Genomic DNA, 13,684 nt, shown 5'->3' on the forward strand with positions numbered 1-13,684 from the left:
TTGATGCAATAGATAAAGTAACTATTCAAATATATGGAGAATTTATCAACTAAAAATTAAAACAGATATGAGTTTTCTGCATAAAATAATTTTTCCATATAGAAACAGAGGCAACGCTATTGTCACCTCTGCTTGAAATAATTAGAATGTAATACTCTGAGTTTATGAACGTCCACACCCAAATCGCTCAAATCCTCCAAACCCCGTCTACAACTAAAATCCTCCAAAGCCCCCAACACCAATACTTACCAAAGCATTGATATGAGTGCCAACACTGGCAATGTGCCTTGTTTGAAAAAGATGCTAATATTGCTTGAAAGGCCACCATAAATAGCTACACCAATGATATACACTAAAATAGTTGCGCATAATTCTTTTGGGTTGCTACTGAAAAACAAACCGTATAATAACAAAACTCCGATTAAACCGTTATAAACGCCTTGATTTTTCAAAAGCACTTTAATATTTTTGTCTTTCAATTTGTTAACGCTAATATTAAATGTTTCACTTGTTTTTCTTGAAGTTGTTGCGAATGTTTCGAGATACATAATATAGAAAAACTCTAATGCCACAAATATGATTAAAATTGTCGAGATGATATTCACTGTAATGCTCCTTTATTATTAAATATTTTCTTGTAAAAATGATTGCAGTGTCTGTGGTTGATCATTGACTAATTGTTGGAAATCATTGGATTCTTGGTCTAATAATCCTCTTGCTCCTGCGTCATACATTGATGCCAATAATGCACCAAAACCTTTAGGCTCATCGTACATTTTTGCAAACGTCTCTAATGAAACGGGTTCATATTTAATTTCAGTGCCTGATGCCTCGGATAAAATAGCGGCAAGTTCTTTCATGTCATAGCTATACCCTGATAATAAATAGCGTTTGCCCCAAGTATCTTGATTTTTAATAATTGCAATGACACCTCTAGCAATATCATTTCTAGAAATATAATTTATGCGACCATCACCAGCTGGATAAATCAGTTTTTGCATCTTCATCAGTTCTGGCAAATATGGTTTGAGTGGATCCATGTACATCGCCATTCTTACATACGTATAGTCAATGCCACTTGTTGCTAATAAGCGTTCTGCATATCCGAAATAAGGACTCATATGGAATGGATTATTATGCTGATCCGCGTAAAATCCTATGAAAATAATGTGAGATACACCACTTCGTTTTGCAGCATATACTAAATTTTCTACTTCTGGAATACGTTTAAATGATGGATGTATAATACTTGGAATAAATACGACGGTATCCATTCCTTTAAATGCTTCTACCATACTTTCTGGATTAAAATAATCTAATTGTCGTACAGAAACTTTTCCATGCCATTCTTCTGGTACCTTCTCAATATTTCTAATGCCAATGTGAAAATGATCTATGTGATTATCAATGGCTTGCTTCGTAATATGTTTGCCTAAATTGCCTGTAGCTCCTGTTAGCATAATATTCATTTGCGTCATCTCCTAATATTGATATACATAACATAATACTTATTTGATGATTTTCAAAATATTTGATTTTATAAAAAATGTAGTCTGCATTTAAGGTCATAATGTTTATTAGACACTTAACATTGGAAACGCCGTAATGACGCGTTTTAGTTGATGTTTGTCACTAAAACCTTTGAAAATTTTATCAAGATACTACATCAATAAGGTGTCTGTTTTGTGTCTGAAAGTTTTACAGTTTTTAAAATTAAATTGGAATAAAGTGTGAATTGTATAAAAAGGAATCTTGATGGATAAGAATTACTTAATTACAGTTAGCATTTTATTAATTACCTTAACAATGATTCAAGATTAGTTAAACGAGGTTTAATTTGAATGGTGTGCCGGCACGAATATAATGTGGGTAGATTGTTCATATTACGTAATTGAAATAATCAAATTTAAATAGATTGGGGCTTAAAATTATGAAATTTACAACAATAGCAAAAGCAAGTTTAGCGATAGGAATCTTAGCAACAGGCGCAATGACATCAACTTCACAATCAGCACATGCGAAAAGTGCAGTAACACAACAAAGTGAGTCAGATTTAAAACTTTATTATAATGGACCGAGTTTCGAACATAAAAAGGTAACGGGGTTTAAGTATAGTGACGAAAAAGGTAGCTTTTTCGAGTTTATTGATAAAGGACAATTTAATAAAATTTCTCTACTTGGGTCTGATAAAGACAAATTTAAAGAAGGAAAAAACTCTAATTTAGATGTATATGTTGTTAGAGAAGGTGCAGGAAGACAAGCTGATAATTATTCAATTGGTGGGGTAACAAAGACTAATAGCTTGCCATATTTTGATCAAATTAACTCCCCAATTTTAGAAATCAAAAAAGGTAGTGAAGATCTTTATAAAGGCTATCATTTAATTTTCAAAGAAGATATTTCATTAAAAGAACTTGATTTTAAATTGAGAAAGCAATTAATTAGCCAAAGTGGCTTATATTCAAATGGTCTTAAACAAGGTCAAATTACAATTACAATGAATGATGGCACAACACATAAAATCGATTTAAGTAAAAAACTTGAAAAAGAGCGCATGGGCGACTCAATCGTCGGAACTCAGATTCAAAAAATTCAAATAGAAATACGATAATATATTGTGACACCTAAGTGCCATGTTAAATATTACTGTCACTAAATTATGGAAGTTAAGCGACATAACGTTGCTTAGCTTCTTTTTTTACGTGGGTCAAAGTTTCCTGGATACACAAAGAAACGCACAAAAATATTGCGCACACTACACATTATCTTTTACTTAAATAGCTTAATCATATTTCATGAATAGTTAAATAAGAGTTAATATGAATATCACAGTACAGCTCCTATAATATGTGTGTATGGTTCAAATTACGTAATAAAACAATCTAATCTAATATATTGGAGCATACAACTATGAAAATGAAATCAATTGCAAAAGTAAGTTTGGCGTTAAGTATTTTAGCAACAGGTGTACAAACTACAACCGCACAGCCAGCAAATGCTGTTGAAATTAGCCAAAATAGTAAAAAATTAAAATCGTATTATACTCAATCTAGTGTTGAATATAAAAACACAACAGGTTATATCAGTAGCATTCAACCAAATATTAAATTTATGAATGTCATACAGGATAATACTGTCAATAATATAGCTTTAGTAGGTAAAGATAATCAACATTATCATGCGGGTGTACATCGTAATCTTAATATATTTTACGTGGCTGAAGATAAGCATTTTAATGGTGGAAAGTACTCTATTGGTGGTATCACAAAAGCAAACGATAAAGCTGTCGACCAAATAGCAGAAGTAAGAGTCGTTAAAGAAGATCATAGGGGTGAATATGAATATGACTTTTTCCCATTTAAAGTAGATAAAGAAGATATGTCATTGAAAGAGATTGATTTTAAAGTAAGAAAATATCTCATTGAAAATTACGGTCTTTACGGTGAAATGAGTTCAGGAAGAATAATCGTTCAAACGAAAAACTATGGAAGGTATACATTTGAATTGGATAAAAAATTACAAGAAGACCGTATGTCTGATATCATCGATGCCACGAGTATTGAAAGAATTGAAGTAGTAGTGAAAAAAGCATGACACACAAACTAGTTGTCAGCATAATTTGAAATTGAAAAAGGAGAGGTTAAGTGATGACAATACGTTGCTTAACTTCTTTTTTATTCCTTAAAAGCATTCAAAAGTGTATAGAAAGACCACACAAATCTTGAAATTACTCATTATTTTTTACTTAAATTACTTAATAATACTTCAAAAACTGTTAAACGACGTTTAATGTGAATAACTAAGACCGTCATCTATAATGAAGTTGTATGGTTCAAATTACGTAATAAAACAATCAAATATAATAGATTGGAGCATACAACTATGAAAATGAGAACAATTACTAAAGCAAGTTTAGCACTAGGGTTTTTAACAACAGGCATAATCACAACGACAACACAATCAGCGAACGCATCGACACCGCCCTCAGTTAAAACGGAGCAGGTTCCTAAAACAAACGCAGAAAAAGCACTACCCGGTAAAATAGAGCAGGTTCCAAAACCTAACGTAGAAAAAGCATCCCCACTAAACGAATCAACAACACCTTCAACTAAAGTAGAAACCTCACAACCACAATCTACAAATCCAACACCACCTTCAGAAATAAACCCTAAATACAAAGGTTTAAGATCATATTATACTAAACCGAGTTTAGAATTCGAAAACCAGTTTGGATTTATGTTGAAACCATGGACAACTGTGCGATTTATGAATATCATACCGGAAAGGTTTATTTATAAAATAGCTTTAGTTGGAAAAGACGATAAAAAATATAAAAACGGCCCGTACGATCATATCGATGCATTTATCGTTTTAGAAGACAATAAATATGGATTGAAAAAATATTCTGTCGGTGGTATTACGAAGACTAACAGTAAAAAAGTTGATCGAAAGGTAGAATTAAACATCACTAAAGAAGATAATAAAGTTGCGATTTCACGCGATGTTTCAGAATACAAGATTACTAAAGAAGAGATTTCCTTGAAAGAACTTGATTTTAAATTGAGAAAACAATTAATTGAACAACATAATCTGTACGGTAATATTGGTTCAGGAACAATCGTTATTAAAATGAAAAACGATGGAAAGTATACGTTTGAATTACACAAAAAACTACAAGAACATCGTATGGCAGATGTCATAGATGGCACTAATATTGATAAAATCGAGGTAAATATAAAATAATCGTGACGGTTCATAAAAAGAATCTATCATCGACAAATCAAGGAGTTAAGCGACACTGTGTTGTTTGACTCCTTTTTTCATGATTCTAAATAGGAGAAGTCGAACATTTGAGAATATTTAAAAGTGACATCCTTATGTCTTAATTATGTCGAAAATCCAAGTGCATCAGATATTAAGTATCAACAAAGTTATGTTTATTTAACGAACATTATAGATTCCTTAATTACCTTAACAATGATTCAATGATAGTTAAACATGGATTAATGTGAATGAAACAATATGGAAACTATAATAAAGCTGTATGATTCAATGGGCGTAATCGAACTAATCTAATAATTACGATTGGAGCATACAATTATGAAAATGACAGCAATTGCAAAAGCAAGTTTAGCATTAAGTATTTTAGCTACAGGTGTTATTACATCAACTTCTCAAACCGTGAATGCGAGTGAACATGAATCGAAATATGAAAATGTGACAAAAGATGTTTTCGATTTGAGAGATTACTATAGTGGTGCAAGTAATGTACTTAAAAATGTTATAGGTTATCATTATAGTAAAGGTGGAAGACACTATCTTGTTATTGATAAAAATAGAAAGTTTACAAGAGTACAGGTTTTCGGTAAAGACATCGAACGCTTTAAAGCGCGTAAAAATCCAGGTCTAGATATTTTTGTTGTTAAAGAATCGCAAAACAAAAACGGCACTGTATATTCTTATGGTGGTGTAACTAAGAGAAATCAAGGTACTTATTATGATTATATAAGTGCACCAAGATTTTTAATAAAAAACGAACAAGGTAAAAGTACACTTGTATATAGTAGAGTCCATTACATTTATAAAGAAGAAATTTCACTTAAAGAGCTAGACTTCACACTGAGACAGTATTTAATTCGAAATTTTGATTTGTATAAAAAATTTCCTGAAGATAGCAAGATAAAAGTAATTATGAAAGATGGCGGCTATTATACATTTGAATTAAACAAAAAATTACAAACAAATCGTATGAGCGACGTCATAGATGGTAGAAACATTGAAAAGATAGAAGCAAATATAAGATAGTTGTAAGAAACATGGTCATTAATAAAAATTTGGATAGTATATAAAGTAGTTAGGCATCATACATTGTCTAGCTGCTTTTTATTTTAAAGTAGATGCTTTATAAAAATTGAAGCGTGATGGAGGCATTATTAAATTTAAATAACAACATGAAATATTGTGGAAACAGTTGATACATATAGTCGCGTGGTGTCGTTCCCGTGACATGAAACTTTGTCAAATTGCCAATTAAATTGATAAGAAGTGTGAAATGTGAAAAAAACAGCAACAGGTTATAAAAAATGATTAATGCTGTTAGATTTTTATTAACTCCCTTAACGTAGGTTCAAAATTAGTTAAAATAGGGTTAATTCATAGCTCAGCAACTCACTAATATAATGAAAGTAGATTGTTCGTATTACGTAATTGAATTAATCATATGCAAATATATACAAACAAAAATTATAAATAGATTGGGAGCATACTACTATGAAATTGAAAACATTAGCTAAAGCTACATTAGCATTAGGATTGCTAGCTACAGGTGTAATTACATCAGAAGGTCAAGCAGTTCAAGCAAAAGAAAAGCAAGAAAGAGTCCAACACTTATACGATATTAGAGACTTGCACAGATACTACTCATCAGATAGTTTTGAATACAGCAATATTAGTGGTAAAGTTGAAAACTACAATGGTTCTAACGTTGTACGCTTTAACCAAAAAGATCAAAAACACCAATTATTCTTACTAGGAAAAGATAAAGAGCAATATAAAGAAGGTATTGAAGGTAAAGATGTCTTTGTAGTACAAGAATTAATTGATCCGAATGGCAGACTATCTACTGTTGGTGGTGTAACGAAGAAAAATAACAAAACTTCTGAAACTAAAATACCTTTATTAGTTAATAAAGTGTATGGCGGAAATTTAGATGCATCAATTGACTCATTTTTAACTCAAAAAGAAGAAGTTTCACTGAAAGAACTTGATTTCAAACTTAGACAACAATTAGTTGAAAAATACGGTTTATATCAAGGTACGTCTAAATACGGTAAGATTACTATCAATTTGAAAGACGAGAAAAGAGAAGTAATTGATTTAAGTGATAAATTACAATTCGAGCGCATGGGTGATGTGTTGAATAGTAAAGACATTAGTGGTATATCAGTCACTATTAATCAAATTTAAACCAAGCAAACAATGACTCTAAAGTAATAATTTTTGATCAGCTTAACGATGAAATGTTGAATAGATACGCATAGAAAAGAAATAACAAGTGTATCAAAAACAACTCAGTCGTTAGGCTGTTTTTGCGTTTTATAATGCAGACTATGAACATACTAAAAAGTCACATTGCTCCTGAAAGTGATAGCTATTGAATGTTAATTGGCTCTTCATTAACAATGATTTAAGTTTAATTAAAAGAGGGTTAATGTCAGTCTGTTTCAATGCCCTTTATAATAAAGGTATATGATTCAAATTGCGTAATGAAAACAATCCAATACATTTAGATTGGAGTAAAAAAATATGGAAATGAAAACATTAGCAAAAGCAACATTAGCATTAGGACTATTAACAACAGGAACTTTAACAACAGAGACCCATTCAGGTCATGCAAAACAAACTCAAAAGTCAGTAAACAAACATGACAAAGAAGCATTACACCGATACTACACTGGAAACTTTAAGGAAATGAAAAACATAAATGCTTTGAGACATGGTAAAAACAACTTACGTTTTAAATATAGAGGAATGAAGACTCAAGTATTATTGCCTGGAGATGAGTACCGAAAATATCAACAGCGAAGACATACGGGCTTAGATGTGTTTTTTGTTCAAGAAAGAAGAGACAAGCACGACATATCATATACTGTTGGTGGTGTAACAAAGACGAATAAAACATCGGGATTTGTTAGTAAACCAATGTTAAATGTTACAAAAGAAAAGGGTGAAGATGCTTTTGTGAAAGGTTACCCTTATGATATTAAAAAAGAAGAAATATCACTGAAAGAGTTAGATTTTAAGTTGAGAAAGCATTTAATTGAAAAATACGGTCTGTATAAAACAACTTTAAAAGATGGTAGAGCCAAAATTAGTTTGAAAGATGGCAGTTTTTATAACCTTAATTTAAGATACAAATTAGATTTCAAATATATGGGGGAAGTCATAGATAGTAAACAAATTAAAAATATTGAAGTTAACTTAAAGTAAATAATTACGAATAATAAAAAGTAATTGAAGCGGCTTAACGATGAAATGTAAATTGGTGCGCATACCTTACAAAAAAGGATGTATCAATCGACATCGGTAAGCCGTTTTTGTGTGCTGTGAAGTTGCACCCAATTCTTGCATATTCTAAATTTCCTAACCTCCAACATCAAAATTCTCCACATCGCAATATAACCAAATGTTATAATAAATCTATTACACAAAGAGATAAATTACTTATTCAAAGGCGGAGGAATCACATGTCTATTACTGAAAAACAACGTCAGCAACAAGCTGAATTACATAAAAAATTATGGTCGATTGCGAATGATTTAAGAGGGAATATGGATGCGAGTGAATTCCGTAATTACATTTTAGGCTTGATTTTCTATCGCTTCCTATCTGAAAAAGCGGAACAAGAATATGCAGATGCATTGGCAGGTGAAGACATCACGTATCAAGAAGCATGGGCAGATGAAGAATATCGTGAAGATTTAAAAGCAGAGTTAATTGACCAAGTCGGTTACTTCATTGAGCCACAAGATTTATTCAGCGCGATGATTCGTGAAATTGAAATGCAAGATTTCGATATCGAACATCTGGCGACGGCAATTCGTAAAGTTGAAACATCAACACTAGGTGAAGAAAGTGAAAATGACTTTATCGGGCTGTTTAGCGATATGGACTTAAGTTCAACGCGACTAGGTAACAATGTTAAAGAACGTACTGCACTAATCTCAAAAGTCATGATTAATCTTGACGACTTACCATTTGTTCACAGCGACATGGAAATTGATATGTTAGGTGATGCATACGAATTCCTTATCGGGCGTTTTGCGGCAACAGCAGGTAAAAAAGCAGGCGAGTTCTATACACCACAACAAGTATCTAAGATACTGGCGAAGATTGTCACAGACGGCAAAGACAAATTACGCCACGTGTATGACCCAACATGTGGTTCAGGTTCATTGCTTTTACGTGTTGGTAAAGAGACGAAAGTGTATCGTTATTTTGGTCAAGAACGTAACAATACCACATACAACTTAGCGCGTATGAACATGTTGTTACATGATGTGCGTTATGAGAACTTCGATATCCGTAATGATGATACGTTGGAAAATCCAGCCTTTTTAGGCAATACATTTGATGCGGTTATAGCGAACCCGCCATACAGTGCGAAATGGTCAGCAGATTCAAAATTTGAAAATGACGAACGCTTTAGTGGTTACGGCAAACTTGCGCCAAAATCTAAAGCCGACTTTGCCTTTATTCAACATATGGTACATTACTTAGATGATGAAGGTACCATGGCCGTTGTACTACCACATGGTGTATTATTTCGAGGTGCCGCGGAAGGCGTCATTCGTCGTTATTTAATTGAAGAAAAGAACTACTTAGAAGCCGTGATTGGCTTACCAGCCAATATTTTCTATGGAACAAGTATTCCAACATGTATTTTAGTATTTAAAAAATGTCGCCAACAAGATGACAACGTACTATTTATCGATGCATCCAATGATTTTGAAAAAGGAAAAAATCAAAACCATTTAAGCGACGCCCAAGTCGATCGCATTATTGACACATATAAGCGTAAAGAAACGATTGATAAATATAGCTACAGCGCGACATTACAAGAAATTGCCGATAACGATTACAACCTAAACATACCGAGATATGTCGATACATTCGAAGAAGAAGCACCGATTGATTTAGATCAAGTCCAACAAGATTTGAAAAATATCGACAAAGAAATCGCAGAAGTTGAACAAGAAATCAATGCATACCTGAAAGAACTTGGGGTGTTGAAAGATGAGTAATACACAAACGAAAAATGTGCCAGAGTTGAGATTCCCAGGGTTTGAAGGCGAATGGGAAGAGAAGGAATTAGGGGAAATTTTTCAAATAATTTCTGGTTCAACACCACTAAAATCAAATAAAGAGTTTTATGAAAATGGTAATATTAATTGGGTCAAAACGACAGATTTAAATAATTCTAAAGTTACGCATAGTAAAGAAAAAATAACTGAATATGCTATGAAAAGTTTGAAATTAAAATTAGTGCCTAAAAATTCAGTACTTATAGCTATGTATGGTGGTTTTAATCAAATTGGTAGAACAGGTTTGTTAAAAATAGATGCCACAATAAATCAAGCAATTTCAGCCTTATTAATGAATCATGAAACGAATCCAGAATTTATACAAGCATTTCTAAATTATCAAGTTAAGGGTTGGAAGCGATATGCAGCAAGTAGCAGAAAAGACCCGAATATAACTAAAAAAGACATAGAACAATTTAAAGTTCCTTATGTTAGTATTAATGAACAGCAAAAAATAGGCGAATTCTTCAGTAAAATTGACCACCAAATCGAGTTAGAAGAACAAAAACTTGAATTACTTCAACAACAGAAGAAAGGCTATATGCAGAAAATCTTCTCGCAGGAATTGCGATTCAAAGATGAGAATGGTGAAGATTATCCGGATTGGGAAGTTACTACTATACAAAATATTACAAAATATACCAGTTCGAAGAAGTCTTCTAATCAATATGCTGACAAGGATAATTCTAAAGGTTATCCAGTTTATGATGCCGTTCAAGAGATTGGTAAAGATTCAAATTATGATATAGAAGAATCGTATATTTCTATTTTGAAGGATGGAGCAGGAGTTGGTCGATTAAATTTAAGGCCAGGAAAATCATCCGTAATTGGAACTATGGGCTACATACAGTCAAATAATGTAGATATTGAATTCCTTTATTATCGAATGAAAGTAGTAGATTTTAAAAAGTATATAATTGGAAGTACTATACCGCATTTGTACTTCAAAGACTATTCTAAAGAAACTTTATATATACCTTCAAGCATTCAAGAACAAGCAAAGATTGGTATGTTTATTTCAAATTTGGATAAGTTGATTGAAAATAAAAACCTTAAATTAAACTGTTTAAAACAATTAAAACAAGGATTGCTACAATCTATGTTTATTTAAATCTGTAGGAGTTTATTTTATAAGTAATGGTGATGTTATATTACTCGTTTAATAAGTGGATTTTAATTATGAAAGCTGCAAAATCAAGTAATCAAAAACGAACATTAAATTTAGGCACTGTGATAGCGCAGTGTCTTTTTTGTGTCGAAAATGTGTACAGAATAAGTGGTTAAATAAAGATTAAGTTGAGATAAAGTGTTATTCGTAAATAAAAGAGAGTAGATTGATAGGAATTAAATGATATTAGTTAACTATTTATTAAATTACTTAATAATGATTAATTTTTAGTTAAAGTAAGTTTAATGTGAAGCACGACCGTTGCTCATTATAATGAATGAGGATTGTTCGTATTGTGTAATAGAATAAATCAAATAGACTAAAAATTGGGAGCATAGAATTATGAAATTAAAAAATATTGCTAAAGCAAGTTTAGCACTAGGGATTTTAACAACAGGGATGATTACAACTACTGCTCAGCCAGTAAAAGCAAGTGAAAGTAGCAGGTTGTCGATTATAACCAAAAATACAAAAGACTTAAAAGATTATTATAATGGACCAACGTTCAGTCATAAAAATATAAGTGGCTATAAAGAGGAAGACAAAGTAATATTTACTCCGAATATGCAACAAGTTAGTGTTAAGTTAACTGGAAAAGAAAACCTTGAATTTAATGATGAAGATGTAGTATCTAATGTTGATGTATTTGTAGTTAGAGAAAATTCTGATAAATCAGGGAATACTTTTTCTATAGGTGGGATAACAAAGACAAATAGTCAAGATAACATAGATAATGTCAAAAGCGTGAACATGCAAATAACTAAAAAAATTAGTAGTAATGCTGAAACTGTAACTTCATCTTATTACAGTATAGGTAAAGAGAATATCTCATTAAAAGAATTAGATTTTAAATTAAGAAAGCATTTAATTGATAAACATGATCTTTATAAGACAGAACCTAAAGACAGTAAAATTAGAATTACTATGAAAGATGGCGGATATTATACATTTGAATTAAATAAAAAATTACAAGAGCACCGTATGGGCGATGTTATTAATGGTAGAAATATAGAGAAAATTGAAGTGAATTTATAAAATTATTCGAGGGAGTAAATCATGAGGGAAAACTTTAAATTACGTAAAATGAAAGTCGGTTTAGTATCAGTTGCAATTACTATGTTATATATCATGACAAACGAACAAGCAGAAGCATCAGAAACTAGCAAAACTGCTGGAAACCAAAAGGTAAATACAATTCAAGAAACTAAAGATGTAGCGCAACCTGTTCAAAATAATAAAGAAGCAAGTTCAGATGAAACGAAAAAGAATTTTGTTACATTGGATTCTATTAAACCAGGTGATCAAAAAGTCACAGGGACTACATTACCGAGCCATATTATTCTAATGAATATAGACGGAAAAAGTGCTGATTCAGTAGATGGAGGAAGCAGTGATTTAGTATTTGCTGATGAAAATGGAAGATTCGAGTATCCACTTAAAGATCGTAAGATAGTTCATAATCAAGAAATTGAAGTGTCTTCATCAGATCCAAATTTAGGTGAAGATGAAGAGGATGAAGAATTAGAAGAAGCTACAACTGAAAAAGCAAGTGTTGAGGAAGAAAGTTCAGATGCTAAGGCTAAATATACAATACCACGCTATGAAAAAGCGTATGAAATACCAAAAGAACGATTAAAAGAGGAAAGTGGACACCATCAAGTTTTCATTGAACCTATTACTGAAGGTTCAGGTATTATTAAAGGCCATACTTCTGTAAAAGGTAAAGTTGCGCTATCTATTAATAATAAATTTATTAACTTTGAAACAAATGCTAATGGTGGTCCAAATAAAGAAGAAGCGAAATCTGGATCAGAGGGTATCTGGATGCCTATTGATGACAAAGGTTACTTTAACTTTGACTTCAAAACAAAACGATTCGATAACTTAGAGTTAAAAGAAGGTAATGATATTTCATTAACATTTGCACCTGATGATGAAGAAGACGAAGCATTAAAACCTTTAATTTTTAAAACTAAAGTAACAAGTTTAGAAGATATTGATAAAGCAGAAACTAAATACGACCATACTAAAGTTAACAAAGTAAAAATCTTGAAAGATGTTAAAGAAGATTTACATGTAGATGAAATTTACGGAAGCTTATATCATACAGAAAAAGGTAAAGGTATTCTTGATAAAGAAGGTACTAAAGTAATTAAAGGGAAGACTAAATTCGCAAATGCAGTTGTGAAGGTAGACTCTGAACTAGGTGAAGGTCAAGAATTCCCTGATTTGCAAGTCGATGAAAAAGGTGAATTCAGCTTTGATGTAGATCAAGCCGGATTTAGATTACAAAATGGGGAAACACTAAACTTTACGGTAGTTGATCCGATTACAGGTGAGCTATTACATAAAGGGTTTGTTTCTAAAAACATAGATATTTATGAATCTCCTGAAGAAAAAGCAGATCGTGAGTTTGATGAAAGAATGGAAAACACACCTGCATATCATAAATTACATGGTGATAAAATTGTTGGCTACGATACTAATGGATTCCCGATTACTTGGTTCTATCCATTAGGTGAAAAGAAAGTTGAACGTACAACACCAAAATTAGAAAAATAATTAATTAAATAAAACAGCTTAATGATGTAATGAAATTAGTGAGTTAATCACTGACTTCAACGTCATTGAGCTGTTTTTTGTGCTTCGTTAC

General features: G+C 31.7%; 12 protein-coding genes. 10 read left to right on the top strand and 2 right to left on the bottom strand.

The features are described 5' to 3' along the window. Positions 1 to 245 precede the first annotated feature (245 nt). Positions 246 to 605: a DUF1304 domain-containing protein gene (locus SAMSHR1132_RS01910; protein ID WP_001021617.1), complete on the bottom strand. Its 360-nt coding sequence runs from the start codon at positions 603 to 605 to the stop codon at positions 246 to 248. 18 nt (positions 606 to 623) lie between these two features. After that, positions 624 to 1,469 carry an SDR family oxidoreductase gene (locus tag SAMSHR1132_RS01915; protein WP_001024394.1) on the bottom strand — a complete coding sequence of 282 codons (846 nt, stop codon included), beginning with the start codon at positions 1,467 to 1,469 and terminating at the stop codon, positions 624 to 626. 461 nt (positions 1,470 to 1,930) lie between these two features. Here SAMSHR1132_RS01915 and SAMSHR1132_RS01920 point away from each other — a divergent pair, with 461 nt between their 5' ends. From SAMSHR1132_RS01920 to SAMSHR1132_RS01970, 10 genes are all read left to right on the top strand, one after another. Next, on the top strand, positions 1,931 to 2,611 hold the full coding sequence (locus SAMSHR1132_RS01920) for an exotoxin beta-grasp domain-containing protein (RefSeq protein ID WP_000673432.1): 681 nt from the start codon (positions 1,931 to 1,933) through the stop codon (positions 2,609 to 2,611). A gap of 299 nt (positions 2,612 to 2,910) precedes the next feature. Beyond that, positions 2,911 to 3,594, top strand: coding sequence for an exotoxin beta-grasp domain-containing protein (locus tag SAMSHR1132_RS01925; RefSeq protein ID WP_000782830.1), 684 nt, complete (start codon positions 2,911 to 2,913; stop codon positions 3,592 to 3,594). 288 nt (positions 3,595 to 3,882) lie between these two features. Beyond that, positions 3,883 to 4,743, top strand: a complete 861-nt coding sequence (locus tag SAMSHR1132_RS01930; protein ID WP_000784041.1) for an exotoxin beta-grasp domain-containing protein — start codon at positions 3,883 to 3,885, stop codon at positions 4,741 to 4,743. A 357-nt stretch (positions 4,744 to 5,100) separates the two neighbouring features. After that, positions 5,101 to 5,805 (top strand): superantigen-like protein SSL5, encoded by a 705-nt coding sequence (locus tag SAMSHR1132_RS01935; RefSeq protein WP_000784259.1) that lies wholly within the window; start codon positions 5,101 to 5,103, stop codon positions 5,803 to 5,805. Positions 5,806 to 6,270: 465 nt separating this feature from the next. Further along, complete coding sequence (locus tag SAMSHR1132_RS01945) at positions 6,271 to 6,966, top strand: superantigen-like protein SSL7 (RefSeq protein ID WP_000769810.1); 696 nt, start codon at positions 6,271 to 6,273, stop codon at positions 6,964 to 6,966. Between the two features lie 339 nt (positions 6,967 to 7,305). Then, positions 7,306 to 7,989, top strand: a complete 684-nt coding sequence (locus SAMSHR1132_RS01950; RefSeq protein WP_000425389.1) for a superantigen-like protein SSL10 — start codon at positions 7,306 to 7,308, stop codon at positions 7,987 to 7,989. Between the two features lie 257 nt (positions 7,990 to 8,246). After that, positions 8,247 to 9,803, top strand: a complete 1,557-nt coding sequence (locus tag SAMSHR1132_RS01955) for a type I restriction-modification system subunit M (protein WP_000028593.1) — start codon at positions 8,247 to 8,249, stop codon at positions 9,801 to 9,803. Further along, positions 9,796 to 10,974: a restriction endonuclease subunit S gene (locus tag SAMSHR1132_RS01960; protein ID WP_000072614.1), complete on the top strand. Its 1,179-nt coding sequence runs from the start codon at positions 9,796 to 9,798 to the stop codon at positions 10,972 to 10,974. Before SAMSHR1132_RS01955 ends, SAMSHR1132_RS01960 begins: the two co-directional genes overlap by 8 nt. Positions 10,975 to 11,373: 399 nt before the next feature. Then, complete coding sequence (locus SAMSHR1132_RS01965) at positions 11,374 to 12,066, top strand: superantigen-like protein SSL11 (protein WP_000769148.1); 693 nt, start codon at positions 11,374 to 11,376, stop codon at positions 12,064 to 12,066. A 21-nt stretch (positions 12,067 to 12,087) separates the two neighbouring features. Then, on the top strand, positions 12,088 to 13,593 hold the full coding sequence (locus tag SAMSHR1132_RS01970; RefSeq protein WP_001208889.1) for an FKLRK protein: 1,506 nt from the start codon (positions 12,088 to 12,090) through the stop codon (positions 13,591 to 13,593). Positions 13,594 to 13,684 lie beyond the last annotated feature (91 nt).

The organism is Staphylococcus argenteus (assembly GCF_000236925.1).
Lineage (GTDB): Bacteria > Bacillota > Bacilli > Staphylococcales > Staphylococcaceae > Staphylococcus > Staphylococcus argenteus.

Excerpts from the sequence above, each read along its gene's own strand:
- SAMSHR1132_RS01915 (WP_001024394.1), bottom strand. The coding sequence starts at position 1,469 with ATGAATATTATGCTAACAGGAGCTACAGGCAATTTAGGCAAACATATT.
- SAMSHR1132_RS01920 (WP_000673432.1), top strand. The coding sequence starts at position 1,931 with ATGAAATTTACAACAATAGCAAAAGCAAGTTTAGCGATAGGAATCTTA.
- SAMSHR1132_RS01925 (WP_000782830.1), top strand. The coding sequence starts at position 2,911 with ATGAAAATGAAATCAATTGCAAAAGTAAGTTTGGCGTTAAGTATTTTA.
- SAMSHR1132_RS01930 (WP_000784041.1), top strand. The coding sequence starts at position 3,883 with ATGAAAATGAGAACAATTACTAAAGCAAGTTTAGCACTAGGGTTTTTA.
- SAMSHR1132_RS01935 (WP_000784259.1), top strand. The coding sequence starts at position 5,101 with ATGAAAATGACAGCAATTGCAAAAGCAAGTTTAGCATTAAGTATTTTA.
- SAMSHR1132_RS01945 (WP_000769810.1), top strand. The coding sequence starts at position 6,271 with ATGAAATTGAAAACATTAGCTAAAGCTACATTAGCATTAGGATTGCTA.
- SAMSHR1132_RS01950 (WP_000425389.1), top strand. The coding sequence starts at position 7,306 with ATGGAAATGAAAACATTAGCAAAAGCAACATTAGCATTAGGACTATTA.
- SAMSHR1132_RS01955 (WP_000028593.1), top strand. The coding sequence starts at position 8,247 with ATGTCTATTACTGAAAAACAACGTCAGCAACAAGCTGAATTACATAAA.
- SAMSHR1132_RS01960 (WP_000072614.1), top strand. The coding sequence starts at position 9,796 with ATGAGTAATACACAAACGAAAAATGTGCCAGAGTTGAGATTCCCAGGG.
- SAMSHR1132_RS01965 (WP_000769148.1), top strand. The coding sequence starts at position 11,374 with ATGAAATTAAAAAATATTGCTAAAGCAAGTTTAGCACTAGGGATTTTA.
- SAMSHR1132_RS01970 (WP_001208889.1), top strand. The coding sequence starts at position 12,088 with ATGAGGGAAAACTTTAAATTACGTAAAATGAAAGTCGGTTTAGTATCA.